This is a genomic window from uncultured Solobacterium sp. (assembly GCF_963550625.1).
GTDB lineage: Bacteria > Bacillota_I > Bacilli_A > Erysipelotrichales > Erysipelotrichaceae > Bulleidia.
Map to the genome: position 1 here is coordinate 1 of NZ_CAUVCV010000010.1, position 22,017 is coordinate 22,017.

The 22,017-nt window shown below is 38.0% G+C and carries 15 protein-coding genes; all 15 read right to left on the reverse strand.

The window, feature by feature from the left end; all coding sequences use genetic code 11:
- Nucleotides 1–74: 74 nt before the first annotated feature.
- Complete coding sequence (locus tag RYK16_RS06115) at nt 75–1,280, reverse strand: iron-containing alcohol dehydrogenase (protein WP_314851389.1); 1,206 nt, start codon at nt 1,278–1,280, stop codon at nt 75–77.
- A gap of 90 nt (nt 1,281–1,370) precedes the next feature.
- Nucleotides 1,371–4,934 (reverse strand): pyruvate:ferredoxin (flavodoxin) oxidoreductase, encoded by a 3,564-nt coding sequence (gene nifJ, locus RYK16_RS06120; protein ID WP_314851390.1) that lies wholly within the window; start codon nt 4,932–4,934, stop codon nt 1,371–1,373.
- Between the two features lie 206 nt (nt 4,935–5,140).
- Complete coding sequence (locus RYK16_RS06125; RefSeq protein WP_006526303.1) at nt 5,141–5,350, reverse strand: YneF family protein; 210 nt, start codon at nt 5,348–5,350, stop codon at nt 5,141–5,143.
- Between the two features lie 78 nt (nt 5,351–5,428).
- Nucleotides 5,429–6,010, reverse strand: a complete 582-nt coding sequence (locus RYK16_RS06130; protein ID WP_314851391.1) for a hypothetical protein — start codon at nt 6,008–6,010, stop codon at nt 5,429–5,431.
- Between the two features lie 266 nt (nt 6,011–6,276).
- Nucleotides 6,277–8,034 (reverse strand): aspartate--tRNA ligase, encoded by a 1,758-nt coding sequence (gene aspS, locus RYK16_RS06135; RefSeq protein WP_314851392.1) that lies wholly within the window; start codon nt 8,032–8,034, stop codon nt 6,277–6,279.
- Nucleotides 8,034–9,299, reverse strand: coding sequence for a histidine--tRNA ligase (hisS, locus tag RYK16_RS06140; protein ID WP_314851393.1), 1,266 nt, complete (start codon nt 9,297–9,299; stop codon nt 8,034–8,036). Before hisS ends, aspS begins: the two co-directional genes overlap by 1 nt.
- Before the next feature lie 277 nt (nt 9,300–9,576).
- Nucleotides 9,577–11,778, reverse strand: a complete 2,202-nt coding sequence (locus RYK16_RS06145; protein ID WP_314851394.1) for a bifunctional (p)ppGpp synthetase/guanosine-3',5'-bis(diphosphate) 3'-pyrophosphohydrolase — start codon at nt 11,776–11,778, stop codon at nt 9,577–9,579.
- A gap of 54 nt (nt 11,779–11,832) precedes the next feature.
- Complete coding sequence (locus tag RYK16_RS06150; RefSeq protein ID WP_298664169.1) at nt 11,833–12,366, reverse strand: adenine phosphoribosyltransferase; 534 nt, start codon at nt 12,364–12,366, stop codon at nt 11,833–11,835.
- A 63-nt stretch (nt 12,367–12,429) separates the two neighbouring features.
- Entirely contained in the window at nt 12,430–14,022 is a 1,593-nt protein-coding gene (locus RYK16_RS06155; RefSeq protein ID WP_314851395.1) for a DHH family phosphoesterase, read from the reverse strand.
- On the reverse strand, nt 14,019–15,329 hold the full coding sequence (gene murD / locus RYK16_RS06160; protein WP_314851396.1) for a UDP-N-acetylmuramoyl-L-alanine--D-glutamate ligase: 1,311 nt from the start codon (nt 15,327–15,329) through the stop codon (nt 14,019–14,021). The genes RYK16_RS06155 and murD overlap by 4 nt, the downstream gene beginning before the upstream one ends.
- Before the next feature lie 16 nt (nt 15,330–15,345).
- On the reverse strand, nt 15,346–15,999 hold the full coding sequence (locus RYK16_RS06165; protein WP_314851397.1) for an HAD family phosphatase: 654 nt from the start codon (nt 15,997–15,999) through the stop codon (nt 15,346–15,348).
- A gap of 52 nt (nt 16,000–16,051) precedes the next feature.
- Nucleotides 16,052–18,352 (reverse strand): protein translocase subunit SecD, encoded by a 2,301-nt coding sequence (secD, locus tag RYK16_RS06170; RefSeq protein WP_314851398.1) that lies wholly within the window; start codon nt 18,350–18,352, stop codon nt 16,052–16,054.
- A 3-nt stretch (nt 18,353–18,355) separates the two neighbouring features.
- Nucleotides 18,356–18,643 (reverse strand): hypothetical protein, encoded by a 288-nt coding sequence (locus tag RYK16_RS06175; protein ID WP_294208674.1) that lies wholly within the window; start codon nt 18,641–18,643, stop codon nt 18,356–18,358.
- A gap of 224 nt (nt 18,644–18,867) precedes the next feature.
- Nucleotides 18,868–19,833, reverse strand: coding sequence for a phospho-N-acetylmuramoyl-pentapeptide-transferase (mraY, locus tag RYK16_RS06180; RefSeq protein WP_314851399.1), 966 nt, complete (start codon nt 19,831–19,833; stop codon nt 18,868–18,870).
- 12 nt (nt 19,834–19,845) lie between these two features.
- A complete protein-coding gene (locus RYK16_RS06185; protein ID WP_314851400.1) occupies nt 19,846–22,017 on the reverse strand; it encodes a penicillin-binding protein in 2,172 nt (723 codons plus the stop codon).

The window sequence follows — 22,017 nt, forward strand, 5'->3', positions numbered from 1 at the left end:
AGCTGATGGTAAGTACTCTGGACGTGCTTAATCATTAAAATAAGCTATGACATTTATGTGTCATAGCCTTTTATTTAGACCGAATACCCCTGCTGAATCTTGCGAATGACTTTTTCAAAATGTTCAACATCCCAAGTGACTGGCGTTGGATATGTAGGATTTCCTTCCTTCTCTGCACCAGTCGCAAGATAATGTATATCTGAATCCTGTATCTCTGGTATTGATGTTGGAATGCCTAATGTTCGGTTTATTTCTTTTAGTTTTTTGATAAAATATTCTGCCTTCTGTCGATCTGTATGACCAGCGATACCTACGATATCCGCAATATGAGCTAGTTTCTTTGTGATTGTATCTCCATATTCTTCTAAAACGATTGGTAAGATAATCGCATTGATCATACCATGTTGTAAATGATACATTCCTCCAATACCATGTGCTATTGCATGTACGTAGCCAATATAGTTATTGGTAATCGCTACGCCAGCTTTGTAAGAGGCTTCTAAGAGTTCTAAACGATATGTTATGTTTGAACCATCTTCAAAACTAGGAATTAAATATTGGAAAATAGACTGAATTGCCTCTAGCGCATACTCATTTGTCTTACGATTATTAAAATGATTGATATACGCTTCTATTGCATGTGTCAATGCATCCATACCTGCATAAGCTGTCATCTTAGGTGGTAATGTAGTTAACAGAGAAGCATCCAAAACTGCATACTTTGGAATGAGAAATAAATTACTTAGCGCATACTTACGCTTCCTAATTGGATCTGTAATAACGGCACCAGCAGTCACTTCAGAACCTGTGCCAGCAGTCGTCGGTACAGCGACAAAAAATGGTAATGTTTTAGATACTCTTCCTGTCTCTAATACTGTCTTAACAGTAAGATGACTACTTTGAACACAAGCTAGTGCAGCTTTTGAGCAATCAATGACAGAACCCCCACCGATTGCGATGAGTCCTTGGCAACCTTCTTTAATATAATATTCCTTTAGTTTTTCAACATCCAAAATCTCTGGATCTGGCTTTACATCATGAAAGATACTATAAGCGATATTACTTTCATCTAATCTATCAAAGAATGGTTGTAATGTTCCTCTTTTGATAAATCCAGCTGTCGTAACAACCATATACCTACTAAGATGCTTTTCTTTTAATACATCCACTAAATCTAATAATGCATGTTCACCTTTTATCATCTTAGGCTGTAAGTTTAGCTGTATTTTTTGAATTGGGCTAAAGAGTGCCTGTCTAGTTCTTAATAGAAAGTGTTTCATATGTACCTCACTTTGCTTTAGTATACCACCATGAATCTACAAACAAGAAAAACATATCCTCTAAATGAAGAGGATATGTTTTAAGTTTAATTATTCAGAAGTTTCTTCGTCTTGAACTCTCTTCTTGAATAAGAGTCTGTTATAACGCTTTTCAGCATCCTTACGAGCCTTCTCGAATAACTTATCTGCTTCTTCTTGGCCTAATACCTTAGGTAAGTTGAAGTAACGAGCTTCGTTGAGTAAGAACTCTGTGAACTTGGAGAAGTCTGGAGTACGAGAGTCAATCTGTAATGGCTTCTCAAGTCTTGGGTCAAAGCGGTATAGAACTGTGTAACCACAAGCAACCGCATTCTTCTGAACGTTAGGCATGTTAACCAATCCACCCTTAATTCCGTGCTCTAAGCATGGTGAGTAAGCGATGATAATTGATGGTCCCTTGTAACTTTCAGCTTCCTTGAATGCCTTGATTGTCTGTGACTGGTTAGCACCCATAGATACCTGTGCAACATAAGCTGTACCGTATTCCATGAAGATCTGACCGATATCCTTCTTAGCACCCTGCTTACCACCGGAAGCGAACTTCGCGATAGATGAAGCCTGAGATGACTTAGAAGACTGTCCACCTGTGTTGGAGTAAACTTCAGTATCAAGTACTAATACGTTTACGTCTAGGTTATTTGCCATTACATGGTCTAATCCACCGTAGCCAATATCGTAAGCCCATCCGTCACCACCGATGATCCAAACAGACTTGGAAACAAGATCTCTTTCAAGTTTGAGTAATTCCTTAACCTCTTGGTTAGAAGAAGCCTTAACCTGTTCAACTAACTTGTTAACGATTGTTCTTTGAACATCACGGTCATCATTAGCAGCGATATAAGCTTCGAATGATGCCTTCAAGTCAGCTTCAACCTTATCAAGATTCTCTTCCATAATCTTGAGGATACGAGCACTCTTGTATGATTGAGCAATTGCCATACCATAACCGTATTCAGCGTTGTCTTCGAATAATGAATTAGCCCAAGCAACACCTTCACCATTTTCATCCTGTACGAATGGGTTTGTTGGAGTAGCAGAGCAGTAAATCATTGAGCAACCTGTAGCGTTAGCTACTAACATATCGTTACCGAATAACTGAGAAGCTAAACGGTAGTAAGGAGCTTCACCACATCCTGGGCAGCAACCAGATACTTCGAAGTAAGGCATCATCAAGGAGATACCACCTTCAGTATTACTGTTACCGTATTCCTTCTTATATGTTGTGTGCTTGTATAGATAATCAGCTACTGGCTCTTGACCTAACTGAGTCTTAACGTCAGCTGGTGATAACGCCTTAGTAGGACATACTGTAATACATACACCACAGCCTACACAGTTCTGTGTAGAAACTTGGATTCTGAACTTGAGGTTAGCTTCCTTAGCTCCCTTATATGCAGGAGAAGGATCCTTCAATGTTAATTCAACGTTGTTTTCAGCAGCAATCTTTTGTGCTGTAGCAACTTCTTCTTCATCCATTAAGAATGAACGGATTGTAGCGTGAGGACATGCAAATCCACACTTACCACACTGGATACACTTATCAGCTTCCCATTCAGGAACGAGTGTTGCGATTGTTCTCTTTTCCTTGAATGCAACATTAGGATTTAACGTACCATCTGTTACACCGAAGTTTAAGAATGAAGATACTGGCATATCCTGACCCTGTAAGTGGTTGATAGGTGTTACATGTTCATCAAAGTACGCATCACCAGTTGTACCCTTAACAGACTTATCGAATTGTAAGTCAGCCCATGCTGGATCTACAGTTACTTCAACGATTCCTGAAGCACCTGATTCAATAGCTAAGATATTCTTGTCTACAACATCCTGTCCCTTACGAGCATATGTATGACGAGCAGAATCCTTCATTAATTCTAAGGATGTGCTATATGGCATAATCTGTTCATTTAGACGGAAGAAGGCTGCCTGTAAGATTGTATTTGTGAAACGTCCCATTCCAGTATCTTGCGCAATCTTAGTTGCGTTAATGATATAGAACTTCGCATGACGTCTAGCAAGTCTTGCTAAGATACGGTTAGGTAATCTATCTGCAATCTCTTCTGCTGGGATAGTTGTGTTAAGTAAGAATGTTCCGCCTTCCTTAAGGTCACGAACCATATCAAACTGGAAGCAGTAACTATCTAATGAACAAGAGATAAAGTCAGCCTTATCAATGTAGTATGGGCTATGAATTGGGCTCTTACCAAATCTTAAGTGAGAACGTGTTACACCACCAGACTTCTTTGAGTCATATGCAAAGTAAGCCTGTGAGTAAAGATCTGTATTGTTACCAATAATCTTAACTGTTGACTTGTTAGCACCTACAGTACCATCAGAACCTAAACCATAGAAAATACATGATGTATAGTCTGCATCTACTGTGATATCAACTGGTTCAATAGAAAGATTTGTAACGTCATCTTCAATACCAATTGTGAACTCTTCCTTTGGAGAATCCTTCTTTAATTCTTCAAATAAGCCATTGATATGAGATGGGTTTGTATCCTTAGAAGATAGACCATAACGTCCACCAATGATTGTTAGATCCTTAAGATCACGTAAAGCATATACAACATCTAAGAATAATGGTTCACGAGCACCCTGTTCCTTTGTACGGTCTAATACAGCAATCTTCTTAACAGTTGCTGGAAGAACAGACTTCAAGAACTCAACAGAGAATGGACGATATAAGTAAACCTTAATTAAACCTACTTTTTCGCCTCTCTTAACGAGTGTATTAATTGTTTCTGTAATTGTATCTGTTACAGAACCCATAGCGATAATGATACGTTCAGCATCAGGAGCACCTACATATGTAAATGGTGCATAGTTACGTCCTGTATGCTCTGAAATCTTCTTCATATAATCAGCTACTACAGCTGGAATATTTGCGAAGTGATTATTTTGAGCTTCTGCAGCCTGGAAGAAGATATCATCGTTCTGTGTTCCACCACGAACAACTGGGTTTGTGTGTGGGTTTAGTGCTAATGCACGGAACTCATCTAGCTTCTCTTGGTTAACTAAGCTTCTTAAGTAGTCATAGTCCATCACTTCAATCTTATCGATTTCGTGTGATGTACGGAAACCATCAAAGAAATGCATTACTGGTACACGTTGGTCAATCGCAACCAAGTGTGCAACACCAGCAAGATCCATACAGTCCTGTACGGAGTGGGAACACATCTGAACAATACCTGTTTGGCGACAAGCATAAATATCAGAGTGATCACCGAAGATACTTAATGTGTGTGTAGCTAAAGTACGAGCTGCTACGTGGATAACTCCTGGTAACATTTCACCCTTTAACTTGTAAATATTTGGGATCATTAATAATAGACCCTGTGAAGCTGTAAATGTTGTAGCTAAAGAACCAGCCTGTAATGCACCGTGAATTGCTCCGGCAGCACCACCTTCAGACTGCATTTCCACAACCTTAACACGATCTCCAAACACGTTCTTACGACCTGCTGTTGACCATGCATCAACATTTTCCGCCATAGGCGATGACGGTGTAATTGGATAAATACCGGCTACTTCCGTAAAAGCATACGCGGCGTGGGCAGTTGCGGTATTACCATCCATAGCTTCGAAAACTTTTTTGTTTTCAGTACTCATATGTCCTCCTTCATAATACCTCCATCTATTATAAGACTAAAACACATGAAATAATAGAGATTTGCGCAATAAATACACTATTCTCCGCTATTTTTCCATGATTTTTTGACAACGAAAAACAATCGACTAACATTGTTTTATAAATAACCTATCATTTGTTTATTTCTATGTCATTGTATATAAAAAAAGAAGTCCTAAGACTTCTTTTATTGATTCATGGATTTCATAACGGAACGAATCTGTGCCTCACTTGGCTTACGTCCCATTTGCATAAACATTGCACGAACCATCTTCTCATTGATTGGTGGATTTTCCTTAAGCTGCTTCTCGAAATATTTTCTTGTTAAGAAGAATGTTACGATTGCACCAATTAATCCACCAGCAATGAAGAATCCTAATGAACTCCAAAATTCCATAACTTACACCACCTATTCTTCATGTACCTTGTTATTTTAACGTGTTTTGTACATGCTTGCAACGGCTAAAACAGTGTTTTATTTAGCCGCATCTTTTGCAGTTGCCAATTTGATTAAATCAGCGTAGATGTTATAAATCTTTTTATACTGTTCTTCTGTCATTTCTGGATTTACATCGATGTCATAATCTTCCAAAATACCAACATGGAAATCTACAACTGCACCATCTTTGACTGCCATAACATCAGGAATATAGAGAGATGTTCCACCCTTTGGATTCTCTAAGTATGTTTTGTCAATAAACTCTTCAACCTTTTCACGATACTGCATAAACTCTTCATCTGTCTTGTAGAACTTTCTACTTACGTCTACATAATACACAGTTACCCCAGCATCCTTTGCAGCTTGATTTAATACTGCAAATGCCTTTTGACTATAACGTGAGTCAGGTTTCGCAAATACCATTACACCTGAATATTTATTTTCAAAGAATGTAATAGCGGATGGTAATGAAATCTCCTTAATGGATGGATTCTTGTCTGTAATCTCTGTAAACTGTGAGATAGAACCATCTGTTACATAGTCTAATTTGTATTGTTCCTTTGGAGTGCAACCAAGCATGAATGCACATAGAACAAGCATCATTAACTTCTTCATCATTGAATTCCTCCTTCAACACCTTCTATTCTATCAAAAAAAGCCAGTTTTAAAACTGACTTAATCTAAACTTAAGACCGAAGGTAGATATAGTTCCCTCTTCTGTAGAGGTGGGTACTCTTGGTAAAACTTCTGGATCCTCGCTCGTAACGAGTTTTCACTCCATCTTACGCAATCAGAGTTCCCTTATATCATATTGTAGGAAAAATATGTTCCCTCCGGCACATGTATTATAGCACCAGAGGGAAATAAGAATAGTCTTGACACTTTTATTTTTCTTGCTTTGAAATTTCAATACCTAAAATATCTAATTGCTTCTTATCAACAACATTTGGTGCCTCACTCATTAAGTCAAAGGAACTATTTGTTGTTGGGAACGCTACTACATCACGGATGTTATCAGTGCCAGCTAATACCATAATTAAACGTTCTAGACCAATACCTACACCACCATGTGGAGGTGTGCCATAACGGAAAGAATCTAAGAAGAAACCAAAGCGAGCCTTTGCATCTTCGAGTGATAGTCCAATCGCTTCAAATACCTTAGCCTGTAATTCTTGACTATGAATACGAATAGAACCAGATAATAGTTCATATCCATTTAATACTAAGTCATAAGCACGTGAAGAAACATGTCCTGGATCAGTGAATAGTTTATCTACATCTTCTTCCTTTGGTGCTGTAAATGGATGATGTGCTGCTACCCAGCGTTCGTCTTCTTCGCTGTACTCGAACATTGGGAAGTCAGTTACCCAAAGGAACTTGTAAGTAGCTTCACTTGGGATAAGATTCAGCTCATGACCTAAACGTACACGTAGTGCACCTAAAGATGCCTGTACAATTCTTGCACTATCCGCAATCACTAGTACTAAGTCATTATTGACAAGTCCTAGCTTCTCTACTAGCTTTGCCTTTTCTTCTTCACTCAACACCTTAGCGATAGAACCTGTTAATACATCATTTTCCATCTTGAGGTATGCAAGTGCCTTTGCTTTAAAGCCATGTTTTACAAAGTCTTGTAATTGATCTAACCCTTTACGACTATACTTATCTGCCGCATTTTCAAACTTCACACAGTTGATGATTCCACCATTTTCAATTGTATTCTTAAATACCTGGAATTCTGTATTTTCAAATACAGCAGTGATATCCTGAATCTCATTACCAAAACGCATATCTGGCTTATCTGTACCAAAGCGTCTCATGCATTCTGCCCATGGTACACGCACAAAATGATCTTCTAATGTATAGTTCTTTGTTTCCTTGAAGATGTTTTGCATTAAGTCTTCAACAACCGCAAAGATTGTATCTTCATCACCAAAGCTCATTTCAATATCAATCTGTGTAAATTCAGGCTGACGGTCTGCACGTAAGTCTTCATCACGGAAACATCTAGCAATTTGGAAGTACTTTTCCATACCACCAATCATCAATAACTGCTTATAAATCTGTGGTGATTGTGGAAGTGCCCAGAACTTACCGTTGTAGATACGGGATGGAACTAGATAGTCACGTGCACCTTCTGGTGTACTTCTTGCTAGGATTGGTGTTTCAATTTCTACGAAACCTTGTTTATCCAACACATTTCTAGCAACCATGCATACCTTATGACGTAATATCATATTCTGCTGTAATACAGAACGACGTAAGTCGAGATAACGATATTTCAAACGTGTATCTTCACTTGTATCAGTATCATCCGCTATTGTAATAGGTGCTGTTTCTGCGCTGTTAACGATGTTGACAGATTCAACATGAATTTCAATTTCACCTGTGGCAATCTTCGGATTAGCATCCTTACGCTTTTCAACTGTACCTGATACCTGCAAGATATATTCATTGCGAACATCCTTTACAGCATCCGCAATACTTTCATCAAATGTTAACTGTACGATACCACTACGGTCACGTAAATCAATAAATACAAGTGATCCTAGATTACGACGCTTGGCAACCCAGCCAACTAACGTAACTTTTTCACCAGCATTCGCTAAGCGTAAAGTACCATTTTCATGTGTTCTTTCCATTACTTATTCTCCCATTGTTTGAGTGTCTCTAATAATTCATCTTGTTTGATTGTCACCTGTGATTTATCAGAGATATTCTTTACATTCATTGTATTGTTCTTAACTTCATCTTCACCAAGAATCACTACATATCTTGCATTGTTACGATCAACACTCTTAAACTGTGCTTTTAGTGATCGCTGCACAAGATTGGCTTCTGCACTATATCCAGCATGACGTAACTGTTGCACTGTCTTTAAGACAGATGCTCCTACATCACCTAAACCGATAACATACACATCACATGGATTTTCATCACCAAAGTCATGTCCTTCCTCAGCAGCTAAGTTAATTAAGCGTTCCATACCAATCGCAAAACCAATTCCTGACATCTCAGGACCACCATAATACTCTACAAAGTGATCATAACGTCCACCCGCAAAGATGGTTGCCTGTGCACCACTATCAGGTCTAGTGGATACAACTTCAAATACTGTATGTGTATAGTAATCAAGACCTCTTACAAGGTGATCGTCCACTTCATATGGAATCTCTAGTGCATCTAAACATGCAAGAACACGGTTGAAGTATTCCTTAGATTCTTCATTCAAGTAATCCGCAAGCTTTGGTGCTGTATGCATGCATTCTTTGTCATGGTCTACTTTACAATCTAAAATACGTAGAGGATTCTGCTCATAACGACGATGACAATCTCCACATAACTCTTCAAGATGTGGTTTAAAGTATTCCTTCAGAGCTGTACGATAGGCAGTTCTAGATGCATCATCACCAAGTGTATTGATACATACCTTGATACTTGAGATACCCATCTGCTTTACAATGTCATATCCTAGTGCAATCGTTTCCGCATCTAATTCAGGAGATTTTGCACCGATGTTTTCAATACCAAACTGTGTAAACTGTCTCTGTCTTCCTTTTTGTGGATTTTCATGACGGAACATCGCACCAAGATAATAGAATCTACCAGGCATCTCCATAGAGCCATATAACTTATGTTGATCAAATGCACGGATAACACCTGCAGTTCCTTCTGGTCTTAATGTATAGGAATGTGTACCCATATCAAATGTGTACATTTCCTTGTTGACCATGTCACTGGAGTCATTTTCACGCTTAAATACTTTTGTCTCTTCAAAGTATGGTGTACGAATCTCACGGTAACGATAACGCTTCGTCGTTTCACGAATGACTTCTTCTGCGTGATGCCAACGATTCATCTCGTCTGGTAAAATGTCGTAAGTTCCTCGTGGTGTTTGATAACTCATAGTTTTTCCTCCTTAAACAAATATAAAAGCGTCCCTATCCAAGGACGCTTTGTGCGCGGTACCACCTTAGTTCATGATTTCTCATGCGCTCTTTCCGTAACGTGGAATACGTTTATCCCTACTATTTTCAGGATACCTTCTCCAGAGTGTCAATCCTGTAAGAATCCGCCAATGCTTGCACCATACCATTGTCGCTCTATCGTCTTCTAACAAGAACTCTCTTTCTTTGAATTTAGTTGTATTATAGCCTTTACGCTTACTTTTCTCAAGTGCTTTCTTAATGTGTTGTACGATCAACGCTAAGCACAGATTCGACTTTACGAATATTTGCAAAGACGTTATTCATCTGCTCTAAATTCTTTAATCGCATTGATACTTTAACCGTTGAAGTTAATGTTTCATGATTCACCGTTACATTGATTGAATCAAGTTGTACTTTACATTGAGAGATTGTATTTACAATATCTGTAAGTAAGTGTGGACGATCATTACAGATGATACTGAGATCGCAATCATACATGCGATCGACATCTGCATCTTCCCACATTACATGAATGAGTTTTGTTTTCTCATTTCTAATATTAGGACAATCTACACGGTGTACTTTCACACCTTCATTTCGCGTGATATAGCCGATGATTTCATCACCATAAATTGGTAAACAACAATGCGCTAGTGACATCTTCATCGATTCAACGCCAGGTACGACTAGTCCTGATTTAGAAACACGATGTACTGTCTCTTTATTAAGTACACGTGATAAATTTCCATCTTCTGTTGAACGCTGTTTTACATTTGTTAAACGCTCAGCAGCCAAAGATGGGTTGATCGACTTCACCGCAATTGCGTACATGAAATCGTTGTAGTTAGATACTTGGAATCCTGTGGAGATACTATCAATCTTTTTGCGATCCATAAATTCCTTTGGATCAGCACCGCGTTTACGAAGTTCTTCTATCAGAATCTTTTCGCCTTCTTCAATCTTCTCTTCACGTTTCTCTGATTCCTTCTTTAAGAAATATGCACGGATCTTATTTCGAGCTTGCGCTGTCTTAACAATCTTGAGCCAGTCTTCAGATGGACCTGTACCCTTTAATGTCTTGATATTTACAACATCACCTGTATGTAGTTCTGTTGTCAGCGGGACAATCGCATCATTCACAATCGCTCCGACCATTGTATGTCCAACATCCGTATGAATACGATAAGCAAAGTCAATTGGTGTAGCACCGGCTGGAAGGTCGATAACTCTTCCTTTAGGTGTCATTACATATACATTGGCCTCAAAGACATCCTTCTGCAATAGCTCCATGTAATCTGTCGCAGATGTATTGGTTTCACTTTCACTATACAGCGCAAAATCTCTAAACCAAGTTAGTTTATCTTCAATTTCCTTTTGTTCGGCTTTAGCGTCATAGCGAGAACCTTCTTTATAACGCCAATGCGCCGCAATACCTTGTTCCGCAATCGCATCCATGTCTTCTGTACGAATCTGTACTTCGAAGATCTTCGCATCTTCGCCAAGAATCGTTGTATGTAAAGACTGATACATGTTTGGTTTTGGTACAGCGATATAATCTTTTAATCTTCCTGGAATCGGCTTGTATTTTGCATGAATGTATCCAAGAATTTCATAACAATTTAATTCAGTCTGTGATATAACGCGAATCGCCAATAAGTCTAAAATCTCATCAAAACGTTTGTGTTTATGTACCATCTTCTTATAAATGGAATATAGATGTTTAGAACGACCAAAGATACGGAAGTGAATCTTATGGCTTGTTAACATTTCTGAAATGTCTGTAATCATCTTATTCACAGCCGCATCACGTTCTGCCTTTTTCGTTTCTACTAGATGAGCAATATGATAGTACTCTTCTGGCATTAAGTAATAGAAACACAAGTCTTCTAATTCATTCTTAATAGAACTGATACCTAAACGATGAGCAATTGGAGCATATACATCTAACGTCTCTGCTGAAATTCTCTTTTGAGAAGCTTCAGATTGGTATTGTAATGTACGCATATTATGCAGTCTATCTACAAGTTTAATGATAATGACACGAATGTCTTTTGCCATCGCAATAAAAATCTTACGATGGTTGGCTGCTTGATATTCTGGATCATCTTTCCCTTTAAAGTTTAAATTACCAATCTTTGTAACAGCTTCAACTAAACTTGCAATTTCATCATCAAAGTCTTGAGCCAACTCTTCACGTGTAATATTGCAGTCTTCAATCACATCGTGTAAGAATCCTGCCGCAATTGTCTTTGGACCGACACGCAATGTCGCAAGAATATATGCTACATTTACAAGGTGTACAAAATATGGCTCTCCACTCTTGCGGAACATGCCTGCATGTTTCTCAGAAGCATACGAAGCCGCTTTTTCAATGAGAGCTAGATTTTCAGGAAATCGAATATAATTACTTGCCTCTTTCATCACATCCGATACTGTTGGATTTTTACGTTCAGCCATATTTTCACCTCCTACTATTTTGCAAAAAATCGAAGATTACTCTTCGATTCTATTTTATTTGTCGCTTAGGCGAGTCATTGCATAGATGTCATAGCCTTCAAGCGCTTTACGTCCATCCATTCCTTCACCAAATAATTCGATAACAAACGCAAAACCAGCTACAACACCACCCAATTGTTCAATCATCTTTGCAGTAGCCTTTGCTGTTCCACCAGTCGCTAATAAGTCATCAATAATAACAACACGCTGACCTGGCTTGATTGCATCTTTGTGCATGTGAACTTCATTAGAACCATATTCTAATTCATACTTACAGCTAATTGTTTCGCGAGGAAGTTTACCTGGCTTACGAACAGGCACAAAACCCAGTCCAAGTTCAACCGCAACTGGACAGCCAAAAATAAACCCTCTACTCTCCGGACCAACAATCATATCTGCGTTAACGCTCTTTGCGTATTCACATAGTCGATTTGTTACTTCTCTAAATGCTTCACCACTTTCTAAAATTGGTGTAATGTCTCTAAAAAGAATTCCTTCGATTGGGAAGTCTCTTACAGACGCAATGTAATCTTCAATCTTTAATGCCATGATAAATCCCCTCCTGTGCGGATAAAATAATTTTTGTAATATGCATTCTTTAGTATAGCAGATTCAGGCAATATCTTCGAGTATCATTTGACAGGTTGTACGATTACGCCACCTATTAATGGATAACTTCCCAATCAAACGTTTTGGCAAGATTGGTGCAGTTAGATTTCTACTCTTGTAGAGTACTGCTTCAAAGCCACCACTGCTATTTGCGATAAGATATTTCACCATCTTCGCAGTTTCTTTACGCTCTACAACATTCATTTCCTCGAGCGCAAAATTTGGTTCAATCATCTCTTTTGGATATGGTGTAAAGCATTCAATATCGATGATGTTACTAAAGTTAATATCTTCTACATCAATTCGAATTGCATCCTGTACTGGTTCAATATATTCATATCCAGTTTCAGCCATCTTTTCTTGTACCTGTTGATAGAATGCTTCAAACTTATCTATAGGTACAGAAATGCCAACCGCTTGTTCATGACCACCAAAAGCTGCTAAATTATCAAAATCCTTAAAGAAATCAAAAAGATTAAATCCCGGTACACTTCTACCACTGCCCTTAATCGTATCATGGCTCTTAGCCATGACAAGCACTGGTCGATGGAGCTGTGAAACGATACGTCCGGCCACAAGACCTGACACTCCTTCATGGAAATCTTCTTGATATAAAATTGGAAACTTCTCATCTGCAATCATATTAATTGCCGTCTCACTAATAGAAGAACTGATTTCTTTTCTCTTTTCGTTAATCTGATTTACTTGCGCAGCATAGTGTGCAATCTGTTCTTCATTATTTGAAAGTAAGAATGGAATCATTGTGTTGACATTCGCAAGATCACTCATACGTCCAAGGCTATTCAGTTTTGGAACGATAGAGAATGAAATAGAAGTCATATCAACTCCACTGCCCGGATTTAGAAGACTAATCAAACTACGAGGTCTACCCTGCTTTAATACAGCTAGTCCACGCTTTACGATGCGTCTAGTTTCTTTCCATAGAGGCATGACATCCGCAATTGCCGCAACACAAGCAAAAGCTGTTTGAATATCATTATCCCCAATCAGATTGCGTGCAATCTGTAAAGCAACACCTGCACCAGAAAGATAACAATACTCACTTTCCATATAGTTTGGATGAACAACGTATGGAGTTTCTATCTCTTCATCAATCTGGTGGTGATCCGTAATAATAATATCTAAACCTAGTTCATTGGCTTTTTGAATTGCCGCATGTGCTTTTACACCGTTATCAACGGTGATGATTAGGCTATATCCTTTTTGATGTGCCAACTCAACTGTATGTGCAGATAATCCATAGCCTTCTTTCATTCGATCTGGAATGTAATAACCATGTTCAATCTTCAGTTTCATCAGTGTCATCTTCATGATTGTTGTTGAGCAGATACCATCCGCGTCATAATCTCCCGCAATCATGACTTTTTCATTATTATCTTTCGCCTGTAATAGACGTTTACAACACTTTTGAATACAATCTGCCTTACTAGTTGTTAGTACAGTCTCTGTAGTAAATAACTCATTAATAGCCTCCTCATCTAAAGATGAAGCCTTTAATAGTTTCGCACTCAAAAGACCAATATGATATTTTTCTTGTAGACTAGCTGCGTCTACATCAATAACGTTATACTTCATTCTTCAAATGCCAACTTTCTAAATACATCTCCACGATGTTCGAAGTTCTTGAAATGATCATAAGAACTTGCGGCTGGAGATAAGACACATGCATGATGAGGACGCGTTAGTTTCTTTGCTAAAGCAACAGCCTCTTCCAGATTTTCTACTTGATATAGTCCAGGTCTTAGTAAGCCTTTCTGTTCCATTTCAGAATAGATACGCTTTCCTGTGGCATACATAAAGATGACCTGGACATCCTTGCGTGCATGTAAGTAGTCTTCTACTTCATCATATTCAATACCACGATCCATTCCACCTACAAGTACAGTATCCACATTCTCAATTGACTCTAATGCTTGTATACAAGATTGGCCAATCGTGGAAATAGAATCGTTGATAAAACGAATTTCTTTATATTCTCCTAAGTCTTCCAAACGATGTGCCAGTGGTCTAAAACTTGCAATTGCCTTCATAACACTTTCATCACTTACACCTAACTTATTAGCGATAAAGTACGCAACCGCAAGATTACGATAATTATGTTCACCAATTAACTTCGCACTAGATGCGTCTAGTTGATGTCCCGGAATACATATTGTTGTACCATGCGCTGTGATATCCTTACCAATTAAGTAAGGCGTATTTAACGATAACTTGATGAATTCTTTCATCTCTTCATGCATGATCACTGTATCGCCTTGAATCTGATTTGTAAAAATATGAGATTTCGCTATACCATACTTCTCCATTGTTCCGTAATGGTCTAAGTGTTCTTCATAAAGATTTAAGAAGATAGCGTATTGAGGCGAATAACGACAGACTTCAAGTTGATGACAAGATAATTCAAGAGCAGCGTAAGCCCCTGCTTCCATCTCATCAATCGCTTCAAAACAAGGAATGCCGATATTGCCAACTAAGCATACTTGATACTTCTCTTTTAATAGTGCAGCCACAAGCGATGTTGTTGTGGACTTACCCTTTGTACCAGTAATTCCAACAATATGGTCACGATAATGTTTTATAAATAATTCTGCTTCCCCTGTAATCTTACTCACATCAATACAGTCAGGAATCACAATACCAGGTGACTTTAGAATTAAATCAAAACTATTTAAATCAACATCCGCCTCGCATAGACAGGATGTATGAATCGTATCAGCCTTTGCCTTCTCTAGAGATAGACCAGCTTTTGATTCTACAATTGTTAAATTCTGCTCAGGAAGTAAACGTCGAATCAAACGATATGAAGCTTGTCCTTCTCGGCCATAACCCCATATCACCACATTCTTATTTGCAAATTCATCTCTCCATGCTTGTAGGCTCATACGCTTTCCTCCTTACTTATTTATTTAGAAGTTGAATGACATCTTCTAAATTTTCTGCTTGATATTCAATCATCTCTTTCATGATATGATCTGGTTTAATTGTATCTTCGATAAAACAAGAATGCATTCCTGCTCTTTTGGCAGCAGTAATACCCTGTTTTGAATCTTCTAAGACAAGACACTCTGATGGTTTTACACCTAATATTTTAGCACCAACCAAGAATATTTCAGGGTCAGGTTTTGCGTGTGTTACCATGTCTCCTCCAACAATGGCATCATACTCTAATGGTGTAGATACCGTCGACAATAACGCTTCCACATACGTACGATGACTGCTGGAACAGATACCAATCAGATAGCCATTTTGTCTAAGCCAATGAAAGAGTGTCACTAAACCCTTCTTATTCAAACAATCTTTTTGAATCGATGACCAAAAAGAAATATCAAATCTCTTTTTCTTCATCACTTCAAATAAGTGTATCCCCTGGGGAATGGATGAAAGATAACGAGTTAGTTCCTCTCCACCCGATCCAGTAATATTGATGAAGAAATCTTCAGGTAAACTAAATCCAAGTTTATTGGCTTCATCCTTCCATATCTGTTGTGAGATGAGTTCTGTTTCAAACATCAAACCATCACAATCAAATAGGACAGCTTTTACATCTAACATACACCCTCCTCAAAATTAAGAAAGCAGCGGTATGCCCGCTGCTTATTGTTCATTAAGCGTTAATACCAGAAATGGTATATTCATCAAGAAGTTCTTTCTTAACTTTCTTATCTTTCTTTTGTTTTGTAGACTTTTGCTTTGGTTTGGACTTCTCACGTAGTAAGCACCATACATAAGCCGCAACGAATACAGATGAACTTGTACCTGCGATTAATCCAATTAACATCGCAAATACGAATGTAAAGATTGAACTACTACCCATAATGAGTAAGAAGATAACTGGAATAATCGTTGTAAGTGATGACATCAAGGACATCTTGATAGCTTCATCAATCGCTTCATTAGCGATAGAACGATATTCTGTAGGTTCGATACGATTACGTAAGTTTACTTCTTCACGTACACGGTCAAACACAATAATAGAGTTATTAATAGAGTAACCGATGATGGTGAGTAATACAGAAATCAATTCGATATTTACTTCAAGTCGTAAGATACCAAACACTGCAATAACAATTAATACGTCATGTACAAGTGCTACTAAGCATCCAAACGCATAGTCAAACTCATAACGGAATGTGATATATGCTAGCATTGCAATCCAAGCTACAACTGTTAAGATGATCGCACTTCTTACAAGTTCAGATCCTACCACTGGAGTAACGATGTTATCACCAGGTTCAACACCATACTTTTGTTCAAATGCCTTCTTAATTGTTGTTAACTGTTCTTTATCTAAAGAAGCCTTCGTTGTGGCGTAAACAGTATGTTCACCAGCACTCTGGTAACTAAAGCCCTTATAACCTAAAGTTTCCATTTCTGCTTCTACATCAGAAACATTTACAACTTGTTCAGAAGTAACAGTTAACTTTGTACCTGACGCAAAGTCGATACCTAAGTTTAAGAAACCATTCCCCTTTGCTAAGTTAAAGAAACTTAACGCTAGAGATAATACGATAATAGAAATACCAGCAGCTACAGCATACTTTGCTTTACCCATGTAATCAAATTTGAATGTACCTGTGTAGAATTGTTTCTCACCCTTAGATACATCAGGCATTTGACTCTTCTTAACAGCAAATAATTCTGGCTTTCCATCGCAGACACCAGAGTCAACGATAAGATTTAACAACCACTTAGAGAAACCTACGTTAAGAACCAATGTCATTACAACGGTGATAATTAACATAGTCGCAAATCCCTTAACTGTACCTGTTCCCCAGATATACATGATTAACGCAGCTAGGAGCGTTGTAAACTGTGCATCGAAGATTGCCGCAAAGGATAACTTACCACCCTCCGCAACTGCAGCACGAACACTTCTACCTTTGTATAACTCCTGACGGATACGTTCGTAGTTGATGATATTCGCATCGACTGTCATACCTACACCTAATACAAGTGCACCGATACCAGATAATGTAAATACAGCACCCATTAAGGAGTAGATTCCAAATACAGCCCATACATAGAATGCAAGCATGATAGATGAAATCAAACCTGGTAAACGATATACAAGAATCATAACAGCCATAACTACCGCAACGCCGATAACACCTGCAAGTGCTGTTACCTGTAAAGCATCTGCACCATATGAAGCAGAGACAACATTACTGGAAAGTTCAGTTAACTTGACTGGTAAGGAACCAGAATTGATAAGGTTAGCAAGTGTTCTTGCGGAATCCTCTGTAAAATTTCCAGAGATAATGCAGTCGCCATTAATTTCTGTTTGTACAGAAGCAGCTGAGATATACTTAGGCTCTTCACCATTCTTTGCCTTCGCAGCTTCCGCAGCGTATGTATCGCCATCCTGCCAATCAAGCCATACGACCATAATGTTTGCGCCATTACCTTTTTGTGCAATTGCCTTTGTCATTGCCGCAAACTTTTCTTTATCCGCAATCTTTAAAGATACGATAGGTTCACCATCTTTATACGCAAGAGATGCACCACCTTCTTGTAAGATAGATGAATCAGCTAATTCATTATTATCTACATCACGGAATGTTAGATTTGCCGTTGTACCAATTAATTCACGTGCAGTTTCAAGGTCTTTCGCACCCGCAATCTGTACACGAACACGGTTATTACCTTCCACTGTAATCTGTGGTTCACTAACACCCAATACGTTGATACGCTTTGAAATACTGTTAATCACAGCAGACATATCAACTGTAGAACCTTCATTCAACGGTTCTACCTGATATAAGATTTCAAAACCGCCACGTAAGTCTAAGCCAAGATTTAAGCTAGAGATAATTGAACGTATTGTTGTACCAATTAAAGTACCTAACAATAGAACAATTAACGCAAAAATAGCTAGCTTACTTTTCTTTGTAGTATTCTTTGCCATAAGTTAATTCCCTCCAATGACATCCGCAAAATCTTCAAGATTTTTCTTCGCACCATCAATAACAGCTTGTGTTGATAAGAAACGTACAATATCATTTGCAGCCACATTCCACACAACATCCACAGCTTGATTAAGTGTTCGCGGTGATTTATTACGCCATAAATGATTCAGATAATCCTCAAGATTTACATATGTAAGAGTAGGCAAATCTTCTTTTTGTAATTTTTGTAGTTTAAGAACCATCGTAAGTTCAACCAGTCGATGATTCACATCAAAAGTACTTTGTGACATGCCTTCCTCCTAACAACTTAGTTATTATACCAAAAACATCTTTCAATAACCATTTGAAACAGAAATTTTAACAAAATCCTATACTGTTTTTTCAAGTATTTAGTTTGTCTAATTACCAAAGCATTCAAATGATAGATAAATACTGTTTGAATGGATAATACTTTTTACTATTATATCTTGTTTTAGCTCTTCTAATACAAAAAATCCTAGATTTTCATCTAGGATTAACGAATTCCAATAAAGAGTCCAATTCCAGCTAAAATTGCCTCTACAAGCCAGAACATACGTACAATATTAACTTCAGGCATACCCTTAATACGGAAGGCATAATGAATTGGTGTATACGGAAACACTTTCTTATGTCTAATCTTTACAGAACCAATCTGAATCATCACGCAAAGTGTTTCAATCACCGGTACCCCTGCAATGAGAATTAATAGTAGCTCAGTCTTTGTAATCATCGCTAAGGCAGCTAACACGCCACCTAAAGCAAGTGATCCAGTATCACCCATGAATACACGTGCTGGTTTTTTGTTGTAATAAAGATAACCAAGCAAAGCACCAATCAAACAAATTACAAAGATAGCTAAACCAATCTTTTCTTGTCTTAGAGTAATCACAAGATATGGAATCAAGGCAATAATACTTACACCTGAGGATAGACCATCCATACCATCAGTTAGATTCACTGCGTTACTAGAACCCGCAAACATAAATAGTACTAAGAAGAAATATGCAATACCGAGTGGTAATACAATACGTGTAATTGGTAATGTAATTTCTAAGGATGCGTGAGAGCGATATAACATGAAGAATATCACCGCAAGTAGAACCTGCATCAAAAACTTATGTAAAGGTTTTAAACCTTCATTGTTTTTGAGTACTGCGATTAAGAAATCATCCACAAAACCAATGAGACCATAACCTATAAACGCAAGTAACACGATAAGTGTATCTAAATCTTGGAATACATCCTTCACAAATATCAGTGTCAAGACAACTGGTACAATGATAAACAAGATACCACCCATAATAGGTGTTCCTGCCTTTTTCTTATCATCTTCCAGTGAATATTCACTTACTGTCTGTTTAAAGCTTAGCTTCTTGAGGTACTGAATCAAAAACGGCATCGTCACTAGTACAATACTAAGACTTAGTACAAAATATAAACTCATTTGAAATATTGACATATTTACTCCTGACTACCCACCAAAGTGGATCGAGATAGCGGTTCCCTTTTCAATGTATGAACCAGCCGGAATATCTTGTGAAGTAACAACGGATGTTTCATCACCCGAGATGTTAACATCTAATCCCGTCGCTTGCCAGAATCCTGCAACATCCTGCCTACTCCAACCTAGCATATTTGGTATGTAAATCGTATTTGCATTGGTTACTAGGAATACCTTTTGTCCAGTTGTGACAGATTGACCAACCTGTGGATATTGACGGATGACTGTGCTTCCATCACCAAGGTTATATAGATCTGTACCATAAGAATCCATCACATTCTGTACATGGTTTAGACTATGGTTGATTAATGAAGGCATCTCATACACAGATACTGTTTCTGCTGTCGTTTCTTGTGTTGTTGCGACTTGTTCTGCAAATCCATACTGCATCGCAATACGACGCAATAAGTTTACCTGTGGTTGTTGATTCACTGGTACACTCGAATCAATTTGGTATGCATAATAAACCAAGATTTGTGGATTATCTGCTGGTAAAGCACCCATAAAGGAATAAATATACTTACCAGATTGATAGCTACCACCTACCGCAAGTTCAGTTGTACCTGTCTTACCCATGATAGTACATTCAGGAATTCGATAGCCACGACCAGTACCCTTTTCATCATTCACAACACGATAGAGAATACTCTGTAGTTGTTTTGCGGTATCACTCGTGATTGGATGGCCTACAACTGTCTTATTTGCTTTATAGATATACTTCGAATTATCATAACCATCACGAATCGAATCAACGAAATATGGTTTTACCATTGTGCCATCAGAGAATACAGCACTATATGCCTGCATCAACTGTAACATTGTTACTGTAGAACCCTGTCCAAAGGATAAGGACAGCTTATCCGACGGATAGGTAAAGTTTAATGTACCAGTCGCTTCCGGTAAGCCATCCGTATCAACATCATTGAAGAAGCCAAACTTTCTTAAATACTCTAAGTTTGTATCAGGTGTAATGACTTCATTTTGAATTGTACCTGCAACAGAGTTTAATGAGTATATTAGACCTGTATCAAAATCAACAGAACCGTATTGATATCGATATGCGTTATATACACAACCTAAACTATTATCTGCAGTAGCACGGATAGGATTATTTTGGCTATCAGTACCATAACAATAAGAATTACCATTTGTTAATTCAGATCCATTGTACTTACCTTCATTGATAGCCGCAGCCCATGTAAATGTCTTTAAAGTAGAACCTGGTTCATAAGGAATCTGTGCACCCGTGTTAGTATAATCAGAAATCTCACGAGTATTTGGGTCAAAAGAGTTGGATTGTCCCCAAGCTAAAATCTTGCCAGTCTTAATCTCCATGACACCACCCCAAACGTTATCTGCACCAAATTGGTTTTGGGTCATACTCATCGATTGTTCAAGCGTCTGTTGAATGGATGTATCTAGTGTTAGATATACATCATCACCATTGATAGCACTGACAACTTCATCCTTCATGCCAGGTAAACGATAACCATCTTTATCTGTCTGGTATGTACGTGAACCATTCGTACCAGATAGATACGAGTTAAGGTATAGTTCCAATCCCATTTGCCCAGTGGTAATACCATTATCATCCTGTTGAGCAAATCCTACTAGGTTAGATGCGAATTGTCCGTTTGGATAAATACGTTTAATTGAATCCGTAAATTCAATGCCAGGTAAATGATAGGATTCGATCAGTTCCTTTGTTGCCTGTGATAAACGACGTCCACCAATTCCTAACTCAGTCTGATAAATATCCTGAGAGAAGTATCCCATGATTTTGTCATAATCAATTTTTAGTATTTCAGAAAGAACCTTTGCTGTACCCTCTTTATCTTTAACATATGCAATCTGTCCTTCAATTGATTGACGAGCAGATGATAGTACACAAACAATATCGTACGTACGATTATCCTGTGCGATTACTTGACCGTTACGATCATATATAAATCCGCGTAAAGCCAAACTTGTCTCAGTAACTGTATTGGCAGAATCAGCGTATATACTCAAATCTGTACCAGAACGTAAATGAACCTTTCCAATGGTTACGAAAAAAACATTAGAAGCAATCAGCATAATTGCTGCTAATGTTACAATCAATATTCGGCGTACTTCGTTACGGTATTTCTTTCTTTTTGCCAT

What these genes read in the sequence shown, in the direction of transcription:
- RYK16_RS06115 (WP_314851389.1), bottom strand. Translation starts at nt 1,280, where the DNA reads ATGAAACACTTTCTATTAAGAACTAGACAGGCACTCTTTAGCCCAATT.
- nifJ (WP_314851390.1), bottom strand. Translation starts at nt 4,934, where the DNA reads ATGAGTACTGAAAACAAAAAAGTTTTCGAAGCTATGGATGGTAATACC.
- RYK16_RS06125 (WP_006526303.1), bottom strand. Translation starts at nt 5,350, where the DNA reads ATGGAATTTTGGAGTTCATTAGGATTCTTCATTGCTGGTGGATTAATT.
- RYK16_RS06130 (WP_314851391.1), bottom strand. Translation starts at nt 6,010, where the DNA reads ATGATGAAGAAGTTAATGATGCTTGTTCTATGTGCATTCATGCTTGGT.
- aspS (WP_314851392.1), bottom strand. Translation starts at nt 8,034, where the DNA reads ATGGAAAGAACACATGAAAATGGTACTTTACGCTTAGCGAATGCTGGT.
- hisS (WP_314851393.1), bottom strand. Translation starts at nt 9,299, where the DNA reads ATGAGTTATCAAACACCACGAGGAACTTACGACATTTTACCAGACGAG.
- RYK16_RS06145 (WP_314851394.1), bottom strand. Translation starts at nt 11,778, where the DNA reads ATGGCTGAACGTAAAAATCCAACAGTATCGGATGTGATGAAAGAGGCA.
- RYK16_RS06150 (WP_298664169.1), bottom strand. Translation starts at nt 12,366, where the DNA reads ATGGCATTAAAGATTGAAGATTACATTGCGTCTGTAAGAGACTTCCCA.
- RYK16_RS06155 (WP_314851395.1), bottom strand. Translation starts at nt 14,022, where the DNA reads ATGAAGTATAACGTTATTGATGTAGACGCAGCTAGTCTACAAGAAAAA.
- murD (WP_314851396.1), bottom strand. Translation starts at nt 15,329, where the DNA reads ATGAGCCTACAAGCATGGAGAGATGAATTTGCAAATAAGAATGTGGTG.
- RYK16_RS06165 (WP_314851397.1), bottom strand. Translation starts at nt 15,999, where the DNA reads ATGTTAGATGTAAAAGCTGTCCTATTTGATTGTGATGGTTTGATGTTT.
- secD (WP_314851398.1), bottom strand. Translation starts at nt 18,352, where the DNA reads ATGGCAAAGAATACTACAAAGAAAAGTAAGCTAGCTATTTTTGCGTTA.
- RYK16_RS06175 (WP_294208674.1), bottom strand. Translation starts at nt 18,643, where the DNA reads ATGTCACAAAGTACTTTTGATGTGAATCATCGACTGGTTGAACTTACG.
- mraY (WP_314851399.1), bottom strand. Translation starts at nt 19,833, where the DNA reads ATGTCAATATTTCAAATGAGTTTATATTTTGTACTAAGTCTTAGTATT.
- RYK16_RS06185 (WP_314851400.1), bottom strand. Translation starts at nt 22,017, where the DNA reads ATGGCAAAAAGAAAGAAATACCGTAACGAAGTACGCCGAATATTGATT.